This window comes from Hymenobacter rubidus, assembly GCF_016734815.1.
GTDB lineage: Bacteria > Bacteroidota > Bacteroidia > Cytophagales > Hymenobacteraceae > Hymenobacter > Hymenobacter rubidus.
Map to the genome: position 1 here is coordinate 52,524 of NZ_JAERQF010000023.1, position 18,830 is coordinate 71,353.

Below are 18,830 nucleotides of genomic sequence, written 5' to 3' on the forward strand. Positions count from 1 at the left end.
TTCATTTGGTTTTGCAAAAAAGCCTGCCGTCCCAATGGGGGCGGCAGGCTTTTTGGTGGTCGGGGAATCGGGTGTTTAGCGCAGCGCAGAGGCGGGCGGGCTCCCTTTGTGGGCTTAGGAACTGCACGAGAGCGTGGCCGACCCCGGTTTGTCACGGGCCCAGTCGGGGCGTTTGGCCGCCAGGGCCGCGTGGTCCGGGTGTTCGTCAAACGGCGTTTTGAGAACGTGCATGAGGGTTTCCAGCGCGGTTAGGTCACCGGTTTGGGCGGCTTCGATGGCTTGCTGGGCGAGGTAGTTGCGCAGCACGTATTTCGGGTTGGCTGCCAACATGGTGGTGCGGGTTTCTTCCCCGCTGGCGGCCTCCTGCCGCAGGCGCGTAGCATACTGCCGCAGCCATTGCAGCAGGTTGCGGTCCTCGTTGGGTGCTGCCGAATAGGCCGCAGCTGCAATCAGTTCCTGAAACAGGGCCGCCTCATTATCCGGCGCAGCCATCAGCGCGGGAGCCAGGTGCGAGAGCTGCCGGAAAAACAGCGTCATGTCAATCTCAGGCTCCGACAAGGCCTGGGGCAGGGCTTCGGTCAGGGCGCGGTCCTCGTCGGGCATCAGGGGCGTCAGGCCCAGTTTGCGCAGCAGGAGCGTGTGCTGCGTGCTGGCCAGGGTGCTGGCGTACTCGTTCAGGCCACTGCGTAGTGCCTGGGCATCGGGCACCAGGGGCGTCAGGGCTTGGGCCAGGGCCATCAGGTTCCACAGGGCCACGCGGGGCTGCTGGCCAAAGGCATAGCGCCGCGAGCCGAAGTCGGTGGTGTTGGGCGTCCAGTCGGGGTCGTATGGTTCCAGCCAGCCGTAGGGGCCGTAGTCGACGGTGAGGCCCAGAATGGACATGTTGTCGGTGTTCATCACGCCGTGCACAAAGCCCACGGTCATCCAGTGCGCAATCATCACGGCCGTGCGCCGGCTCACTTCCTCAAACCAGCGCAGGTACGTTTCGGGCGAGGGCGGGCCCAGCTCGGGGTAGTGGTGGCGCAGGGTGTAGTCGGCCAGGGCCCGCAGGTTGTCGATTTCGCCCTGCGCCGTCATCAGCTGGAAGTTGCCAAACCGGATGAAGGTGGGTGCCACCCGCGCCACAATGGCGCCCGGCTCAGCCTGGGCGTTGCCGTTGTAGAACATGTCGCGCACCACTTCGTCGCCGGTGCCTACCAAGCTCAGGGCGCGGGTGGTGGGCACGCCGAGGTGGTGCATGGCCTCGCTGCACAAAAACTCCCGCAGCGAAGAGCGCAGCACCGCCCGGCCATCGGCGCGGCGCGAGTAGGGCGTGGGGCCGGCGCCCTTCAGCTGGATTTCCCAGCGCGACCCGTCTACGGCCACCGCCTGGCCCAGCGAAATGGCGCGGCCGTCGCCCAGCTGCCCGGCCCAGTTGCCGAACTGGTGCCCGCCGTAGCGCGCCGCAAAGGGCTTCATGCTGGCCGTGACGAGGTTGCCAGCCAGCGCATCCACCGCCGGGCCGCGCTCGGTGGGCTTGGCCAGCCCGAGAAAGTCGCCCATCTCCTCGGACCAAGCCAACAAGTGCGGACTTTCCACGGGCGTGGGCTGCACCAGCGAGTAGCAGTAGCCGGGCACCTGCCGCGAGCCTTTGTTGCCGGATGTTTCGCCCCGCAGCTCGTCCACAAAAGGGTTTTGGAAGGAAATTTGGTCAACGGGAGAGGCATTCATGGCAGCGCAGTTTTGGGGTGGCAAAGCCAAGTACGCAGCACCCCAATGGCGCGGCGACTGGCCTTGTCCAAACGGCCCGCAGGCCCGCATGTTTTGGCTGAGCTTTACGGCGCAAGGCACTACGGTGCCTGGTGGCTGGGCATCAGGGCGGTTGCTAAGAGGCTTCTCCCCAAGAATGATATATCCAATTCAGACCCGTCCTGCTGAGCTTGTCGAAGCATCTCTACCGCGCAAGTAATCCTTCGGTTGAATTTACTGCTGCAGTAGAGATGCTTCGACTGCACTCAGCAGGACGGGTCTGACGGCCATCTAATGGCTGCTAAGACAACGCCTGTGGAGGCGGCGATGAGCCCGTGCCCGCCGGGCGGGTGCGGTCTTGCGGCAGCGGCACAAATTCCGTGTTGTCGTTCGGGGGCAAGGCAATGCGGCCGGCTTGCCAGTCGGCTTTGGCCTGCTCAATCCGCTCGCGGCGCGACGACACGAAGTTCCACCAGATGAACCGCTCGCCCAGCGGCTCGCCGCCCAGCAGCAGCAGCGTGCTCGGCTCGTGGGCCACCAGCACGGGGTCGAGGCCGGGCGTGAAAACCAGCAACTGGCCCGGCGTGTAGGCGCGGCCGCTCACTTCCACACGGCCCTTGGCCACGTAGGCGCCGCGCTCGGGGTAGCCGCGGGGCAGGCCGAAGCGGGCGCCCGCCTGCAACACCACGTGCAGGTAAAACAGCGGCGAATGGTTTTTGACGTCATTTTTCAGCCCGAAGGCGTCGCCCGCAATGAGCCGCATCCACACGCCGGTATCGGTGAAGATGGGTAGTTGCTGCGGCTGGTAGTTGGCGAAGGTGGGCGCCTGTTCCTCGTCGGCTTCTGGCAGCGCCACCCAGGTCTGAATCATTTCCAGGGCGCCGCCGGCCAGCGCGGCCGGGTCCTCAAACCGCTCGGAATGCGCAATGCCGGCGCCGGCCGTCATCCAGTTCACCTCGCCGGGCCGGATGAGCTGCTCCACGCCCAGGCTGTCGCGGTGCGTCACCTGCCCGCCAAACAGGTAGCTCACCGTGCTCAGGCCGATGTGCGGATGCGGCAGCACGTCGAGACTTGACATCTGCGTCGGGGCTACGCTCACCGGCCCGGCGTGGTCCATGAATATGAACGGGCCCAGCATGCGCCGCAGCCGGTAGGGGAGGATGCGTTGCACCGCGAAACCAGGCATAATGGCGGCCGGGCGGGCATCAATCACAAGGTCGAGCATGACGTGCGCTATTTACGGACCGCGTTATAGGCTGCGGCTGATGCCCATTTCCAGGCCGCGCAGCTCGGCCAGGCCGCGCAGGCGGCCGATGGCCGAGTAGCCGGGGTTGGTTTTCTTGTGCAGGTCGTCGAGCATCTGGTGGCCGTGGTCGGGGCGCATGGGCAGGCTCACGTTGCGCTGGCGCATCACCTGCACCAGCGCGCGCATCACGGCATACATGTCCACGTCGCCTTCCAGGTGGTTGGCTTCGTAGAAATTGCCCTCGGCATCGCGCTGGGTGCTGCGCAGGTGAATGAAGTGAATGCGCTCGGCAAACTGCTGCACCATGGCCGGCAGGTCGTTGTCGGCCCGCACGCCGAAGGAGCCGGTGCAGAAGCACAAGCCGTTGCTGCGCGAAGGCACGGCGGCCGCCAGCGCGGCCACGTCCTCGGCGGTGCTCACCACGCGGGGCAGACCCAGGATGGCGTAGGGCGGGTCGTCGGGGTGGATGGCCAGGTTGATGCCCACCGACTCGGCCACGGGCACCACGGCCTGCAAAAACAGAATCAGGTGCTCGCGCAGCTTGGCCGCGTCGATGCCTTCGTAGGCGTCGAGCGCCTGCTGGAATTGCCCCAGCGTGAAGCTTTCCTCGCTGCCCGGCAGGCCGGCAATGATGTTTCGTTGCAGCAGCTGCTTCTCGTCGTCGCTCATCGCCGCGAAGCGGGCTTCGGCTTTGCGCAGCTCCTCGGGCGTATAGTCCTGGGCGGCGTTCTGGCGCTTCAGCAGCAGCGTATCGAAAGCCACGAAGGCAGCTTTCTCGAAGCGCAGGGCTTTGGAGCCGTCTTCTACTTCGTAGGCTAGGTCGGTGCGCGTCCAGTCGAGGACGGGCATGAAATTGTAGGTGACCGTGAAGATGCCGCAGGCGGCCAGGTTGCGCAGCGACTCCTGGTAGTTGGTGATGTATTGCTGGAAGTTGCCAGTGCGGGTTTTGATGTTTTCGTGCACGGGCACGCTTTCCACCACGCTCCACGTGAGGCCGGCGGCGCGCACGATTTCCTGGCGCTTTTTGATTTCCTCCACGGTCCAGACCTGGCCGTTGGGGATGTGGTGCAGGGCCGAAACCACGTCGGTAGCGCCGGCCTGGCGGATGTCGGCGAGACCTACAGGGTCATTGGGGCCGTACCAGCGCCAGCTTTGGATGATGGGCATTTTTTCTAGGGTTTTGTTCTGCCGAAGCGCCTCACCCCCGGCCCCCTCTCCGAAAAGGAGAGGGGGAGCCACGGTAGTGCGGGCGTCGTGTTCAATAGTTGTGTTCAATAATAAGCAAACGTTGTCGACTGGCTCCTCCTCTCCTTTTCGGAGAGGGGGCCGGGGGGGGAGGCGCCTCGGCAGAACAACTAAAGTTTTTACACGCCGCTATAAGCATTAAAACCACCATCGACCACCACCGTTTCGCCATTCACGAAGCGCGAGGCGCTGCTGAGCAAGTAAATCAGCGTCCCCGTCAGTTCCTCGGGCTCGCCGAAGCGGCCGAAGGGCGTATTCGCGATAAACTTGCGGGCGCGGTCGGTGTGCGAGCCGTCGGCTTCGAGCATCAGACTGCGGTTTTGCTCGGTGAGAAACACGCCGGGCGCGATGGCGTTCATGCGGATGCCGCCGCCGTAGCGCTGGCCCAGCTCGGTGGCCATCCAGCGGGTGTAGCCTTCAATAGCCGTTTTGGCCAGCGTGTAACCCAGCACGCGGGTGAGGGGCCGCTGGGCCGTGAGCGAAGAGATGTTGACGATGGAGCCGCTGCCCTGCTCGGCCATTACGCGGCCAAATACGGTGGTCGGGATGATGGTGCCGAAGAGGTTCAAATCCACGGCCTGGCGGGTGTCTTCAATGCCCACATCAAACAGGTTTTGGCTGGGGCCAACGGTGGCGCCGGGCATGTTGCCGCCGGCGGCATTCACCAGTCCGTCGATGCGGCCCCAGGTGCGCATAATGGTATCGCAAGCCGCATTCATCTGGCCCACGTCCAGCACATCGCCGAGAACGACCAGGCACGCACCGCCGGCGTTGCGGATGGCGGCGGCTCGGGCTTCGGCCCGCTCGGCGTTGCGGCCCAGAATGGCCACTTTGGCCCCGGCCTCGGCCACGGCCAACGACATGGAGGCGCCCAGCACCCCGGTGGCCCCGGTGATGATGACGACCTTGTTTTCTAACGAGAATTGGTTGGGCATTGGCATAGGGCTTGGGTTGGTAGATATTAAAAGCTTGGGTTGGTAGATATTAAAACAGGGGTTTTCGAACGTCATGCCGAGCGCAGCCGAGGCATCTCGCTCGCATCGTTCAACGATTGAGTTACTGCTACACGCGAGATGCCTCGGCTGCGCTCTGCATGACGTTCATCTTCGTGCTGCATAACGTTGTTACGGCAGCAACTCCAGCGCGCCTTCCAGGCGGATGTCATCCGAGGCGCTGCCCACCAGGAGGTTGAACTTGCCGGGCTCGGCCTGCCACTCCAGCTTGGCGTTGTAGAAGGCGAGCTTGTTTTTGTCGACGGTGAAGGTGATGGTTTGGCTTTCGCCGGGCTTGAGGCTGATTTTGCGAAAGTCCTTGAGCTCTTTGAGCGGGCGCACGACGGACGACACCAGGTCGCGCACGTAGAGCTGGGTTACTTCCTCGCCGGCTACTTTGCCGGTGTTGGTGATGGTAAAGCTCACCTGCACGGCCTCGCCGGCCTGCAGCTGCGGGTGGCTGATTTTCAGGTCCGAATACTTGAAGCTGGTGTAGCTCAGGCCGTGGCCGAACGCGTAGCGCGGCGTGTTGGGCGCGTCGATGTAGGCCGATTTGTAGCGGATGTCGCCGGGCTTCGTAACGGGGCGGCCGGTGTTGTACTGCTGGTTGTAGGCAATGGGAATCTGGCCCACGTTGCGCGGGAAGGTGATGGGCAGCTTGCCGGCCGGGTTGTAGTCGCCGTAGAGCACATCGGCCAGCGCCGTGCCGCCTTCCGAGCCGGGCCACCAGGCGTAGAGAATGGCGTCGGCCTGCTCGGCAATGGCATCGAACACCAGCGGACGGCCACCAAACACCACCACGGCCACGGGCTTGCCGGTCGCTTTCAGGGCTTTGAACAGCTCCTCCTGCACGCCGGGCAGGTGAATGTCGGTGCGCGACTTAGCCTCGCCGCTCATGTCCCAGCTTTCGCCCACGGCCATCACCACGACGTCGGCGTTGCGGGCAGCGGCCACGGCCTGGTCGAAGCCGGCGCGGTTGTCGCCCGAAACCTCGCAGCCCTTGGCGTAGAGCAGCTCGGTGGTCTTACTGGCGCGCTGGCGCAGGCCGTCGTAGAGCGAGGTAATGCGCGTGGTGTCGGCGTCCACGTTCCAGCTGCCGTTGAGGTCGCGCTTGGCCTTGGCGATGGGGCCGATGAGGGCGATGCGGCGGAGCGTTTTGCCCAGGGGCAGCGTGGCGTTGTCGTTCTTCAGCAGTACCAGCGACTTGCGGGCCATCTGGCGGGCGGCGGCGCGGTTTTGCGGGTCGGCCAGCACCTGCTTTTCGCGCGTTTCGTCCGAGAATCGGTACGGGTCGTCGAACAGGCCCAGCTCGAATTTCTTGCGCAGGATGCGGCGCACGGCATCATCCACAAGTTCGGTTTTTACCTGGCCGTCCTTCACCAGCTGCGCCAGCTTCTGGTGGTAGACGTCGCTTTCCATGTCCATGTCGGAGCCAGCCGTGATGGCGCGTTGGGCGGCGTCGGTCTTGTCGGTTGCGTAGCCCCAGTTGGCCATTTCGCCAATGGAGCCCCAGTCGCTCACCACGAAGCCCGGGTACTGCCACTGGCCTTTCAGAATGTCGCGCTGCAGGTAGCGGTTGCCGGTAGCGGGCACGCCGTTCAGCGCGTTGAATGAGTTCATGAACGTGGCCGCGCCGGCATCGGCGGCGGCCTTGAAGGGCGGCAGGTAGGTTTCCCAGAGCTGCTGCTCGCTCATGTCCACGGCGTTGTAGTCGCGGCCGGCCAGGGCCGCACCGTAGGCCGCGAAGTGCTTGGCGCAGGCCATCACGGCATCGGTGCCGCCCAGCTTCTCGCCCTGAAAGCCCAGCACCCGGGCTTTGGCAACGAGCGAGCCGAGGTAGGTGTCTTCGCCGGCGCCTTCCATCACGCGGCCCCAGCGCGGGTCGCGGCCAATGTCCACCATCGGCGCGAAGGTCCAGTGAATACCGCTGGCGGCGGCTTCCCGGGCCGCTACGTGCGCGCCCAGCCGGATGGCGTCGAGGTCCCAGGAAGCAGCTTCGCCCAGCGGAATGGGGAAGGTGGTCTGGTAGCCGTGAATGACGTCGAGGCTGAACAGCAGCGGGATGTGCAGGCGCGATTTCAGCGCTTCGGCCTGGATTTCGCGGGTGTCCTTCACGCCCTTCACGTTCAGCATCGAGCCCACTTGCCCGTTGCGGATGCTGGTGAGCAAGGTGTTTTTGCGGTCGCTGGCCGGGCCAGTCACCTCGCGGCCGGAGTACTGGTTGAGCTGGCCCACCTTTTCTTCCAGCGTCATCTGGGCCAGCAAGTCGGAGATGCGCCGTTCGATGTCGGCGGGGCTGGTGGCCTTCGCAGCGGCAGTTGCCGGGGCGGGTTTTTTCTTCTGGGCCAGGGCGGCGGTGCCGGGCAGCAGCCCGAGAAACAGCAGCGGCAGCAGGGGCTTAGGAAACGAGAAATTCATTCGAGTGCGGAGAAAAAGCCAATGGCTTGGCTGGGAAATAAAGTTTGTGCATTCTGGCGACCACCGGCCGCAGCGGCTCCGAACGAGGCCTCGGTCAAACGTTCCCACCATCATCGGGAGGCGTCGTGGGGTTCGGAGCAGCTGCTTTGCGGCCACGGGCCGGGCCGGCGGCCGCCAGATAAGCACAGCGCGCCGGGCCAGCCGGCGGGTAAGTTTGGGAAGCTATTTTTTGCGTTTGGGCTTGAGTTGTAGCTGCTTCATGGCCACTGCGTAGCGCTGCCCCATGAGCCGGGCCGAAACGGCGTTGAAGTGCGTATGGTCGCCAATGTCGGTAGTGCCCTCGGCCGTGACGTAGCCGTACTGCGCCACCTGCTTGGCGAGCCCGGCCACCGCCTCGTTGAGGCGCACGGCCGACTCGTTCACCTGCGCCTGGCCGTCGGCCCTGGGCTTGTTAATCTGATAAGCCGGCAGCTGCCCGGCCACAAACGGCACGCTGGGCGCCTGCAGGTCAGCCCGCAGCCGCCCAATCAGCGCCTGCAGCTTCGACTGGTACGAAGCGCTTTTCTCGGGCGTGCTGTCCGTCTCGCCCTGGTGCCAGATGATGCCGGCCAGCGTGCCGGCTTGCAGGGCGGTTTTGGCGCGGGCCAGGGCGTCGTCGTAGGGGTGGGTTTTGGTGCCCTCGAAGTAGGCGCCGGGCGTCCATGCATCAATGCCGGAGCCGCCCACCGCGCAAGGAATCAGGCCGATGGTCAGGCTCGTGTCCGGTGCGGCCATCAGGCGGCCAAAGGTCAGGCCCGGGCCCACGCCGGCCACGGTTTTGTCGAAGTGGATGGGGTCTTTGGCTATTTCCCACTGGCCGGCGGGGTTCAGGCGCAGCACGTGGCGGTTGGGCACAGTATCCTGGGCTTCCACGGCGCCGCGCCCGGCCATGTTTGACTGGCCGATGAGCAGGTAGAGCTGAAATTTCTCCTTGCGGACGGGTGGGTTTATTACCTGGCGCAAGCGGGGCTTCAGGACTTGCGCCCGCAGGCCGGCCGCTGGCAGCAGGGCCAGGAGCAGGAGGGATAATAGGGGCACAAGATGGGTTATCATTTTAGCTTTTGTTAATCTGAACGTCATGCAGAGCGCAGCGAAGCATCTCGCGTGTGGTAGTAGCCCAATCGTGAAGACGAGGCCGAGCGAGATGCTTCGCTGCGCTCTGCATGACGGACTACTTACATCGGTGGCCTTTGGTCGAAAAAATCAGCCAGGTGGTACATCTGTTGGTTCAGCTCGCGCATCTGGTCGAGCAGGGGCGTGTAGGGCTCCAGGTTGTTGTCCACGATGCCTTTGTTGGCGTTGGTATTTGAGGGCTCGGCGCCCACCAGCGTGGGGTCGTTGTCCTGGTATTTGAACCAGTGCCAGCCTACGCAATTCTTCGATTCGAGCAAGCCCAGCGTGAAATTCTGGTAGAAGCGGCCCCGGTCGGCCTGGGTCTTCACCACCCAGCCGGCGCCGGCGGTGTTGGCCAGGCCGGGGGCATCCTCGCCCTTCACGTACCACTCGGTCACGATGAACGGCTTGCCCGAAATTTGCTCCCAGTCGCGCACCCACTGCTTCTCGGGCGTCCAGTTGTTGTAGTAGTTGATGCTGATGGCATCGAGGTACTTCCCGGCCACGCGCATCAGCTCGGGGTAGTAGCGCTGGGCGCCGTGGAAGCGGCAGCCGATGTACAGGTGGTTGGGGTCGTACTTTTTCAGGGCCGTGGCCACGATGGAGAAGTAGCGGTCGGCCGCATAGGCCAGGAAATCCATTCGGTTCTGGTCCGTAATGGTTTCGAGGGTGATGCTGCGCTCGTCGGCCCACTTCTTGGCCGCCTGGTAGCCGGGCTCGGCGGGGGGCAGCTTCAGGTAACCGTCGAGGTTTTTGCGCAGCAGCGGCATCTCGTTGTCGGAGAAATAGCCGAAGAGGTTCTTGTCCTTCCGGTTCGCGGCCAGGGCTTTGGCCCGCTCCTCCACGTACTCCTGAAAGCCGGGGTCAAAGGTGAAAATCACGTCGTTGGGGTAGCCCTTGTGGCCGGGCTGCACGTAGGTGCCGCCGCGCTTGCTGCCGTAGCCGCTCATCAAATCGAGGTTGATGGTGTAGGCCAGCGGCTGGTCGGCCCTGGCGTTCTCGGCCTGAATTTCCTTGGTGGCCGACCACGCGCCCGCGCCATTGAAGCCGTTGGCGAAGAAGAACTTGCGGGTGGCCGTCATCCAGCCAGCCATGTCCTTATACTTGTTCTTCAGCGCCTGCTGGGTGCGCTCCGAGCGGCCGGGCTGCACGTCGTTCGGGGCGTTGTGCAGGAAATAGTAGCCGTCGGGGTCCACGGCCCACCAGCGCCCGCTTATTTTCTCCACGCGGAAAAAGCCGGTGGCCTTGGTTTTCCTGTCGAGCCGCCCGCCGTACTTGTCCAGCTTGATGGTGGCAGGCTTGAAGCCCTGCAGCGTAGCAATGGTGCGGGTGGGGTAGTTCTTATACTCCGAAAAGCCGGCTTTGCCGTCAATCTGGGAGTTGTTAATGGTCTTTTTGGCGGCCACGCGCAGGGTGTATTCGGCGCTGTCGCGGGAGGCGGTTTGGGCGTGGGCGGTGAGGGTGAGGCCGAGGAATGCCAGCGTCAGCAGGCGGCTCACCTCACCCCCCGGCCCCCCCTCCCGCGGAGAGGGGGGGTGTTCAACGATTCTCGCGCTTGGCTCCCCCTCTCCGCGGGAGAGGGAGCCGGGGGGTGAGGTTGATAGTTGGCGGTTCCAGTTCGTCATCATTTCCCGTTATCATACTTAGCTGCCTGCTGCCGGTAATATTCCTGTAGCACGAAAAATGCTTTCTTCTTCACACCTGTGCTCGAAATCAAGCCTTTGCGGTTGAAACCGTTCTGGTACACCGGGTGCTGGCGGCGGGTGGCGCGGAAGTCGGCCAGAATCCAGGGCGTCATGCCGCGCAGGCCCTTGATGGTGCTCAGCATCTTGAGCTGGTTTTGGTACAGTGCTTCCTGGTATTCTTCGCTCCAGCGGGTGTCGGCGTCGCCGTGGTAGCCGCCCAGCGCGTCGCCGCCAAACTCGCTGATGGTGACGGGCTTGTTGTACTTGATGTCGAAGGTGTACTTGGTGATTTCGCTGGGCTTGCCGCCCCAGTACCAGCCAGCGTACTCGTTGAAGCTGGTCAGGTCCAGCGACTCGCCCAGCGGGTCGTCCACGTGAATCACGTTGTCCGGGGTGCGGTGCAGCTCCAGGGCGGCCGAAATCAGGCGGGTATCGTCGAGGCTGCGGGCTTTTTGGGCCAGGCTGCTCATGAACTTCAGGCGCGGGTCGCTCAGCGGGGTTTCGTTGCCGATGCTCCACACCACGATGCTGGCCCGGTTTTTTCCCATCGAAATCAGGTCCGAGAGCTGGGTTTCGGCGTTTTGGTAGGTGGGCTGGTTTTGCCAGGCAATGGTCCAGTACACCGGCACTTCGGCCCACACGAGCAGGCCCATTTCGTCGGCCAGCTTCAGCATGGTTTCGTTGTGCGGGTAGTGAGCCAGGCGCACGTAGTTGCAGCCCAGCTCTTTGGCCCAGGTGAGCAGCATGCGCAGGTCGCCCTCGCCGCGCGCCCGGCCGGGGATGAGCGGGTTTTCATCGTGAATGGAAATGCCGCGCATGAATGTGGATTTGCCGTTTAGCAGAATGTCCTGCCCGCGCGTCTCGATGGTGCGGAAGCCGATGCGGTCCTGCACTGTCTCGCCGCCATTCGTGAGCGTCACGGCATAGAGCTTGGGGCTCAGCGGCGACCACAGCTGCAGCTTTTTGGCGGGGATGCTGAAGGTGGCGCGGCCCTCGGCGTCGGTTTTCAGGGTGTGCTTGATGCCAGCTTCGGCGATGTTCAGCGTCACGGTCTGGCCGCTTTTGCCGGCGCCGTCCAGCTGCACGTAGCCGGCCAGCTGGCTCCGGTTGCCCTTGGCCAGCTGCACCTTGTAGTCGGTGATGAACGTCTCGGCCGCTTCGGCAATGAACACGTCGCGGGTGATGCCGCCGTAGTTCCACCAGTCGGTGTTGATGGTGGGCACGGCCTCCAGGTGGCGGGTGTTGTCGGCCTTCACCACCACGAAGTTCTCGCCGCTGGGGTTGAGCTTGCCGGTCACCTCGTATTGGATGGGGGTGAAGCCCCCCTGGTGCATGCCCAGCTTCTTGCCGTTGAGGTAGATGTGCGACTCGTAGTTGATGGCTCCGAAGTAGAGGAAATAGCGCTTGCCGACCGCGGGCGTCAGTCTGAAGCTCTTTTTCAGCCAAATGGTGCCTTCGTAGTACAGCAGCTTGGGGTCCTGCGAGTTCCAGTCGCCGGGCACCTGCATCGCGGCCGAGTGGTCGAAGTCGTACTCAATCAACTCGGGCTCCTGCGGGCTGCTGGGTTTGGCGTTGTCGTAGTAGCCGCCCTTGCCGGTGGCCGACTTGTCAAACGCCTCGCGGCGGTAGTCATAAAAGCCGTTTTCGTAGGGGTCAATGATGTAGTTCCAACTGCCATTTAGGCTGAGCATGCGGCGGGCCGGGGCGTTCTGAATCAGGCTGGTTTGGGCGCGGGCCGCCGGCGCGGTGAAGAAGCCGACGACGCCCAGCAAGGCCGCCAGCAGCATCTTCAACGGGTTGGGAAAGGTCATGTTCGGACTGAAAGGGGAAAAAGAAAGCCAGCAACAAAGGGGAAAAGAACGTCATGCCGAGCGCAGCCGAGGCATCTCGCGTGTGGTAGTAATTCAATCGAATGGGTTTACTGCTGCACGCGAGATGCCTCGGCTGCGCTCGGCATGACGTTCTTTTTTCTCCCTCTGGCCTATTAGTAACCCGGGTTTTGCGTGATAATCGGGTTGGTCTGGATTTCCTGAATCGGAATGGGGAACAGCAGCTGGTGCTTATCCGGATTGAGTTGAATAGGGGCGCCCGCCGTGCCGCCGTTGCTCCGAATGTTGTACTTGGTGAAGTGAGCATTCATCACGTCGTAGGCGCGGCCCGTGCGCACGAGGTCGAACCAGCGGTGGCCTTCCATGTTGAGCTCCAGGCGGCGCTCGTTTTCGATGGCGAGGCGCAGCGTGGCCTGGTCCAGCGTGGTGGCCAGGCCGGTGAGGCCGGCGCGCACGCGGGTGCGGTTCACGTAAGGCACCGCTTCGGCGGGGCGGTTCAGCTCGTTCAGCACTTCGGCGTACATGAGCAGCACGTCGGCGAAGCGCAGCACAATCCAGTCATTGTCCGCGTCGCTAACCGTGGTGGGCGTATCGAAGTATTTTTTGGTGTAGTACACCGAGGCGCCGCCCACCGTCACGGGGCCGCCCAGCTCGGCGTTGTAGCGCGTGTCGGCCGCGCCGCTGGCCGTGAAGGCATCCACCAGGTCCTTGCGCACCGAGTTGTACTGGAAGCCCTGGCCGCCGCCGGCTTGCGCCGCCAGCGGGGCGAAGTAGTTGGTGAACGGGCTGCCCGTGCCAAAGCCGCCTTTCGAGTAGCGCACGGCGAAGATGATTTCGGCGTTCAGCTCGTTGGAAATCGCGAAAATGTCGGCGTAGTTGGGCAGCAGGCGGTAGTTGGTCGCGTTGTCGTAGTCCGTCAGGAAGGACTGTAGCGTGGCCTGCGCCTCGGGGTATTTTTTCTCGGTGAGGTACACTTTGGCCAGCAGCGCGCGGGCGGCGCCCTTGGTGGCGCGGCCGGGGTTGGCGTTGGCCAACACCGACGTGGTGGTGGGGTACACGTTGGGCAGGTCGGCGGCGGCCTCGGTCAGGTCCTTCTCAATCTGGGCGTACACGTCGGCCACGGGCTTGCGGCCGTAGGTGTAGGCGTCGGCCACGGTGGAAATTTCGGTGGTCACCAGCGGAATATCGCCCCATATCTGCACGGCGTTGAAGTATTCCAGCGCCCGGATAAACTTCATTTCCGCGATGTAGCGGTTGCGCAGGGCGGTGGTGAGCTTCACGCCCGGCGCCCGGCTGATGATGATGTTGCAGCGGGCAATGCCGCGGTAGGTCACCGTCCACTGGCTTTGCAGGCGGCCATTGGCCGAGGTGATGCTGAAGTAGTCGAACTCGCCCAAGCCCTGGCCTTCCACCACGGCCTGGCTGTTGTCGGAGGGGACTTCCGAGAACACGAACAGGCCAATGTTGCTGCCGGCCTTGCCGTAGATATCCTGCAAGGACGAATACGCGGCCGTGACGCCGGTAGCAATGCTGGAAGAGTCCTGGTAGGTTTCCGACGTGGGAATGCGGGTGGGGTCGTTGAGGTCGATGAAATCCTTCTGGCAGGAAGTGGTGCCCAAAAAGGCCGAGCCCAGCAAGGCGGCGAAACCTGCGCCGGTGAGTATTTTTTTGAAAGTCATGGTGGGGATGATTCAGGGGGTGAAAAGTGTCAATTATCAGAACGTCATGTTGGGATAAGAACGGTCATGCTGAAACGGTCATGCAGAGCGCAGCGAAGCATCTTTACCTCGATACTAAATCTGATTACTGCTGCGGTAAAGATGCTTCGCTGCGCTCTGCATGACCGTTTCAGCATAGCCGTTCTCATGGCCGTTCTATAGTTGACGTTCTAGAAACCAACGGTGGCGCCCACAGTGATGGTGCGGGCCATGGGGTACGAGCCTTGGTCGACGCCGTAGGTGGGGGCGGTGGTGTTGCCGTAGAGGTTGGCCTCGGGGTTGTAGCCGAAGTACTTGGTGAAGGTGTAGAGGTTTTGGGCGGCCACGTACACGCTGGCGCTGGCCATCCCGATTTTGCCCACCAACTCCTTCGGCAGGTTGTAGCGCAGGTTCACGGTGCGGATGCGCAGGAACGAGCCGTCGTAGATGTAGTGCGAGCTAAACGAGGTGAGCGACGACGGGGCCGACGACGTGGCGCGGGGCTCCCAGCCGTTGCCGGGGTTGTCGGCCGAATGCCAGCGGTCGAGCACATTAGTGCGGGCGTTGGCCGAGCCGGGGAAGTTGTTCACGTACCGGTCGCCGGCATACAGAATGTCGTTGCCCTGCGAGCCTTGCAGCGTGATGGCCAGCGAAAAATCCTTGTAGCCGAAGGTGTTCAGCAAGCCGTAGGTGAAATTCGGGAAGGGGCTGCCCACCTTGGTGATGTCCTGCGAGTCAATCTTGCCGTCGCCGTTGATGTCGGCAAACTTCAGGTCGCCGGGCACCGAGCCGCCCGAGCTCCACTTGGCGCTGGCGTCCACGTCGGCCTGGTCTTTATACACGCCAATCTGCTTGTAGCCGTAGAACGAGCCCAGCGGCTGGCCGGCCAGCACCCGAATGGAGCTGGTGTAGCCAAACACGGCGTCGTACACAATCTGGTCGGTGGGGCCGCCCAGGGCAATGACCTCGTTGCGGTTGAACGAGAGGTTGGCCGCCGTGCTCCACGTAAAGCCGGTGCCCACCACGTTGGCCGTGTTCAGCTGGAACTCCAGGCCCCGGTTGCGCACCTCGCCCACGTTGGTGAGCGTGCGGTTGGTGAAGCCGATGATGGACGGCACGTTGCGGTTCAGCAGCAGGTCGGTGGTGCGGCGCTGGTAGGCGGCGGCCGTCAGGTAAATGCGGTCTTTCAGGATGCCGAAGTCGAAACCGAAGTCCACCTGCGTGTTGGTTTCCCAGGTCAGGTCGCGGATGCTCACGCCGTTGGGCGCAAAGCCGAAGGCGCGGGCGCCGGCGTTGGCCCCAAACACGTAGTTGGCGGCCGTTTGGTAGCTCTGATAAGAATAGTCGCCGATGTTGTTGTTGCCGGTCACGCCGTAGCTGGCGCGCAACTTAAACTCGCTGATGAGGGGAATCTGCTTGATGAAATTCTCCTCGCCGATGCGCCAGGCCAGGGCCACCGACGGGAAGGTGGCGTAGCGCTTGTCGGGGCCGAAGCGCGAGGAGCCGTCGGTGCGCAGGGCCGCCGTCAGGATGTAGCGCTCCTTGAACGAATAGTCGAGGCGGCCGAACACCGAAGTCAGCGCGTTGGCGTTGTATGAGGCCGTGCCAAAGAGCTGGCCGGCGGCCGTCACGTACTCAATGGCGCTGTTGGTGTAGGTGCCGCTCTGGCCAAACACGTTGCTGCCCTCGTTGGTGTTGCGCTGGGCCGAGTAGCCGCCGAGCAAGGTCAGGTTGTGGTCGGGGCCGAAGGTGCGGTTATACGTGAGCGTGTTTTCCCACACCCAGTTGTAGTTGGTGTTGTTGAGCTGGCGGGCGTCGATGTTGGACAGCAGCGGGTTGTTGATGTTGGCCGACGCCTGGTTGTTCGACGGCAGCGTGGCCGGCACGTACCAGTTGCGGCGGTTGGCCAGCACTTCCACGCCCAGGTTGGTGCGGAAGGTCAGGCCCGTCAGCAGGTTGTAGTCCAGGGCCAGCGTGTTGAGGGCGCGGGCCTGGGTGGTGCGGTCCTGGTACAGGTCCAGCGGCGCCACGGGGTTGAACAGGCCCACGCTGATGGCCGTGCCGGTGGCCGGGGCCACGTTCGGGAACATGTTCAGGGGCCCGGCGTAGTCGCCGTTGGCCACGTGCACCGGGAAAATGGGCGGCGCAATGAGGGCGCTGGTCACGGCGGCAATCTGGTTGCCGGCGCCGCCGCCGTTGAAGGTGGCGTTGTTGAAGCTGCCCGACAGCGGCTTGGTGTCGGTGCGCGAGAACGTGGGCGCGAAGCTCAGCGACAGCTTCAGCTTTTTAGCCAGCTGGGCATCGTAATTGGCCCGCAGCGAAAAGCGGTCGAAGCCCGTGCCTTTCACAATACCGGTTTGCTTGAAATAGCCGCCGCCGATGTAAAAGCGCGACTTTTCGGTGCCGCCCGAAGCCGAAATCTGGTAGTTGGACTGGTGGCCGGTCTGGAAAATCTCGTTCTGCCAGTCGGTGTTGGCGTAGGTGCTGGGGTCGGCCAGCAACGATGGCTGAATGGTGCCGCCGCCGTTGGTGCGGGCTTCTTTCAGGTATTCCAGGTACTGCGGGCCGTCGAGCAGGTCAATCTTTTTCGACACGTTCTGGATGCCGGTGTACACGTTGGCCGAGAACTTGGTCTGGCCGGCCACGCCGCGCTTGGTGGTCACAATCAGGATGCCGTTGCCGCCGCGCGAGCCGTAAATGGCGCAGGCCGCCGCGTCCTTCAGCACCTGAATGGAGAGGATATCCGAAGGTGGAATCTGGTTGAAGCTGTCGGCGCTGTTCAGCGGGTAGCCGTCCACCACGTAGAGCGGGCTGTTGCCGGCCGAAATCGAGCCCAGGCCGCGAATGCGGATGGTGGCCGTGCTGCCGGGCTCGCCCGAAGGCTCCGTAATCTGAGCGCCGGCCACGAGGCCTACCAGTGCTTCGCCGGGTGACGCCACCGGCACCTGCTCCACGTTTTTAGCTGAAATGGTGGCAATGGAGGTGGCCAGCATTTTCTTTTCCTGCACGCCGTAGCCCACCACCACCACTTCGTTCAGGCTTTGCGCATCGGGCTTCAACGAAGCACTGATGCTGGTGCGGCCGTCCACTTTCATCTCCTGGGGCAGGTAGCCCACGAAGGTGAAAATCAGCGTAGCGTTGTCCGGGGCCACTATTTTGTAGTTGCCGGCGGCATCGGTCTGCGTGCCGTTGGAAGTGCCGCGCACGATGACGTTGACGCCGGGCAGGCCAACGCCTTTCTCGTCGAGCACCTGCCCGGTAATGGTGATATCTGCCTGCACGCTGCGAGGCGTAGCTGCCGCGGGGGCAAAGGCCAGGGTGGGGGCGCTCAGGCCCAGGCTCAGCGCCGGCAGCAGCACCAGGGGCCGCAGATAGCGCCGAAAATCGGGTCGTAAATTGTCCGTCATGTGTGGGTGGGGTTGGTGACGATGGTGGGAATGCAGCGAACCGGTGCGGGGCATTCGGAGGCCCGAAAGGCCCAGCCAGGGTGGTAAGTGGGTCCTTACCCCGCCGTCTGCCCTGCGAAGTACCGGATTCTTCGCCGCGATTGAACCTCTCGCATAGGCCTTTATTTACGCAAACGTTTTCAGTAGGCGGGCCCAAAGGCTTCCTTTTTTAGCGTTTAACTGTTAGGTTTGTGCGTATTGTGCATTTGCCAATCCTTATAGAAAATTGCCTTTTTCTAGCTTTCGCCTAGCCCCCTTCCTGCCATGACGCCCGTGAACCTGAAGTCGCTGGCCGAGCAGCTCCACTTATCTATCGCCACGGTTTCCAGGGCGTTGCGGGATAGCCACGAAGTTTCGGAAGCCACCAAAGAGCGGGTGCGGGCCCTGGCCAGCGCGTTGCACTACGAGCCCAACGCCTACGCCAGCAGCCTGCGCCGCAACATCAGCAAAACCATCGGTGTGGTCATTCCCAAGGTGGCCAACCACTTTTTCGCCCTCGCCATCAACGGCATCGAGGAAGCCGCCCGCCAAAGCGGCTACCACGTCCTCATCTACCTCACGCACGACGATTACGAGCGCGAGGTGTCCATTGTGCAGCACCTGAAAGGCGGCCGGGTCGACGGCCTGCTGATGTCCGTGGCCAGCGGCACGCAGGATTTTGCCCACCTCCACAGCCTGAAGGACGCCAACATTCCCATCGTGTTTTTCGACCGGGTGTGCGCCGAAATCAGCACCGCCAAGGTCACCACCAACGACTACGAAAGCGGCTACCAGGCCACCGAGCACCTCATGGCGGCCGGCTGCCAGCACATTGCCCACCTGCTCATTTCCAATAACCTGTCCATTGGCCAATACCGCCACCAGGGCTACCTCGATGCCCTCACGGCCCACGGCCTGCCCATCGACGAGGACCTGGTGATGAGCGGCGTAATGGACAACGAGCAGAACGTGTCGCTTATCCGCGAGCTGCTGCTGCGCCGGCCCGATATCGACGGCATTTTTGCTTCGGTCGAGCGGCTGGCCATCAGCGCCTACCGCGTGTGCCACGAGCTGGGCCGTCGCATTCCGGAAGACATCAAAATCATCGGCTTCTCCAACCTCGAAGCCGCTGCCCTGCTCGACCCGCCGCTGTCCACCGTCACCCAGCCCGCCTACGACATCGGCCGTGAAGCCGCCAGAATTCTGCTCCGCGCCGTGGAAAAGAAGAAAGCCGTCCTGCCGGAGCAAAGCCTGGTGCTGGCCTCCACGCTGTTTGCGCGGCAGTCCACAGGCGGGTGAGGCATCGGTCAAAAAAGAACGTCATGCCGAGCGCAGCCGAGGCATCTCGCGTGCAGCAGTAAACCCATTCGATTGAATTACTACCACACGCGAGATGCCTCGGCTGCGCTCGGC

General features: G+C 63.3%; 11 protein-coding genes. 1 reads left to right on the top strand and 10 read right to left on the bottom strand.

Annotated features, from left to right (window positions below):
* Positions 1–114 precede the first annotated feature (114 nt).
* The 10 genes from JKL48_RS15365 to JKL48_RS15410 form a co-directional block, all read right to left on the bottom strand.
* On the bottom strand, positions 115–1,710 hold the full coding sequence (locus tag JKL48_RS15365) for a protein adenylyltransferase SelO (RefSeq protein WP_201984026.1): 1,596 nt from the start codon (positions 1,708–1,710) through the stop codon (positions 115–117).
* Positions 1,711–2,029: 319 nt separating this feature from the next.
* Complete coding sequence (locus tag JKL48_RS15370) at positions 2,030–2,953, bottom strand: pirin family protein (RefSeq protein WP_201984027.1); 924 nt, start codon at positions 2,951–2,953, stop codon at positions 2,030–2,032.
* Positions 2,954–2,977: 24 nt separating this feature from the next.
* Positions 2,978–4,141: a mannonate dehydratase gene (gene uxuA, locus JKL48_RS15375; RefSeq protein ID WP_201984029.1), complete on the bottom strand. Its 1,164-nt coding sequence runs from the start codon at positions 4,139–4,141 to the stop codon at positions 2,978–2,980.
* 197 nt (positions 4,142–4,338) lie between these two features.
* On the bottom strand, positions 4,339–5,154 hold the full coding sequence (locus JKL48_RS15380) for an SDR family oxidoreductase (protein ID WP_236668835.1): 816 nt from the start codon (positions 5,152–5,154) through the stop codon (positions 4,339–4,341).
* A gap of 189 nt (positions 5,155–5,343) precedes the next feature.
* Positions 5,344–7,629, bottom strand: a complete 2,286-nt coding sequence (locus JKL48_RS15385) for a glycoside hydrolase family 3 N-terminal domain-containing protein (protein WP_201984031.1) — start codon at positions 7,627–7,629, stop codon at positions 5,344–5,346.
* Positions 7,630–7,851: 222 nt separating this feature from the next.
* Entirely contained in the window at positions 7,852–8,706 is an 855-nt protein-coding gene (locus JKL48_RS15390; protein WP_317191949.1) for a sialate O-acetylesterase, read from the bottom strand.
* Between the two features lie 137 nt (positions 8,707–8,843).
* Positions 8,844–10,280 (bottom strand): hypothetical protein, encoded by a 1,437-nt coding sequence (locus JKL48_RS15395; protein ID WP_201984034.1) that lies wholly within the window; start codon positions 10,278–10,280, stop codon positions 8,844–8,846.
* A 125-nt stretch (positions 10,281–10,405) separates the two neighbouring features.
* Entirely contained in the window at positions 10,406–12,277 is a 1,872-nt protein-coding gene (locus tag JKL48_RS15400) for a glycoside hydrolase family 2 protein (RefSeq protein ID WP_201984035.1), read from the bottom strand.
* Between the two features lie 173 nt (positions 12,278–12,450).
* The gene (locus tag JKL48_RS15405) at positions 12,451–13,974 is read right to left on the bottom strand and encodes a RagB/SusD family nutrient uptake outer membrane protein (protein WP_201984036.1); all 1,524 of its coding nucleotides are present in this window, start codon (positions 13,972–13,974) and stop codon (positions 12,451–12,453) included.
* Positions 13,975–14,183: 209 nt separating this feature from the next.
* Positions 14,184–17,399, bottom strand: coding sequence for a SusC/RagA family TonB-linked outer membrane protein (locus tag JKL48_RS15410; protein ID WP_201984037.1), 3,216 nt, complete (start codon positions 17,397–17,399; stop codon positions 14,184–14,186).
* A 303-nt stretch (positions 17,400–17,702) separates the two neighbouring features.
* Here JKL48_RS15410 and JKL48_RS15415 point away from each other — a divergent pair, with 303 nt between their 5' ends.
* Positions 17,703–18,716, top strand: a complete 1,014-nt coding sequence (locus tag JKL48_RS15415) for a LacI family DNA-binding transcriptional regulator (protein WP_201984038.1) — start codon at positions 17,703–17,705, stop codon at positions 18,714–18,716.
* The last annotated feature ends 114 nt before the right edge of the window (positions 18,717–18,830 follow it).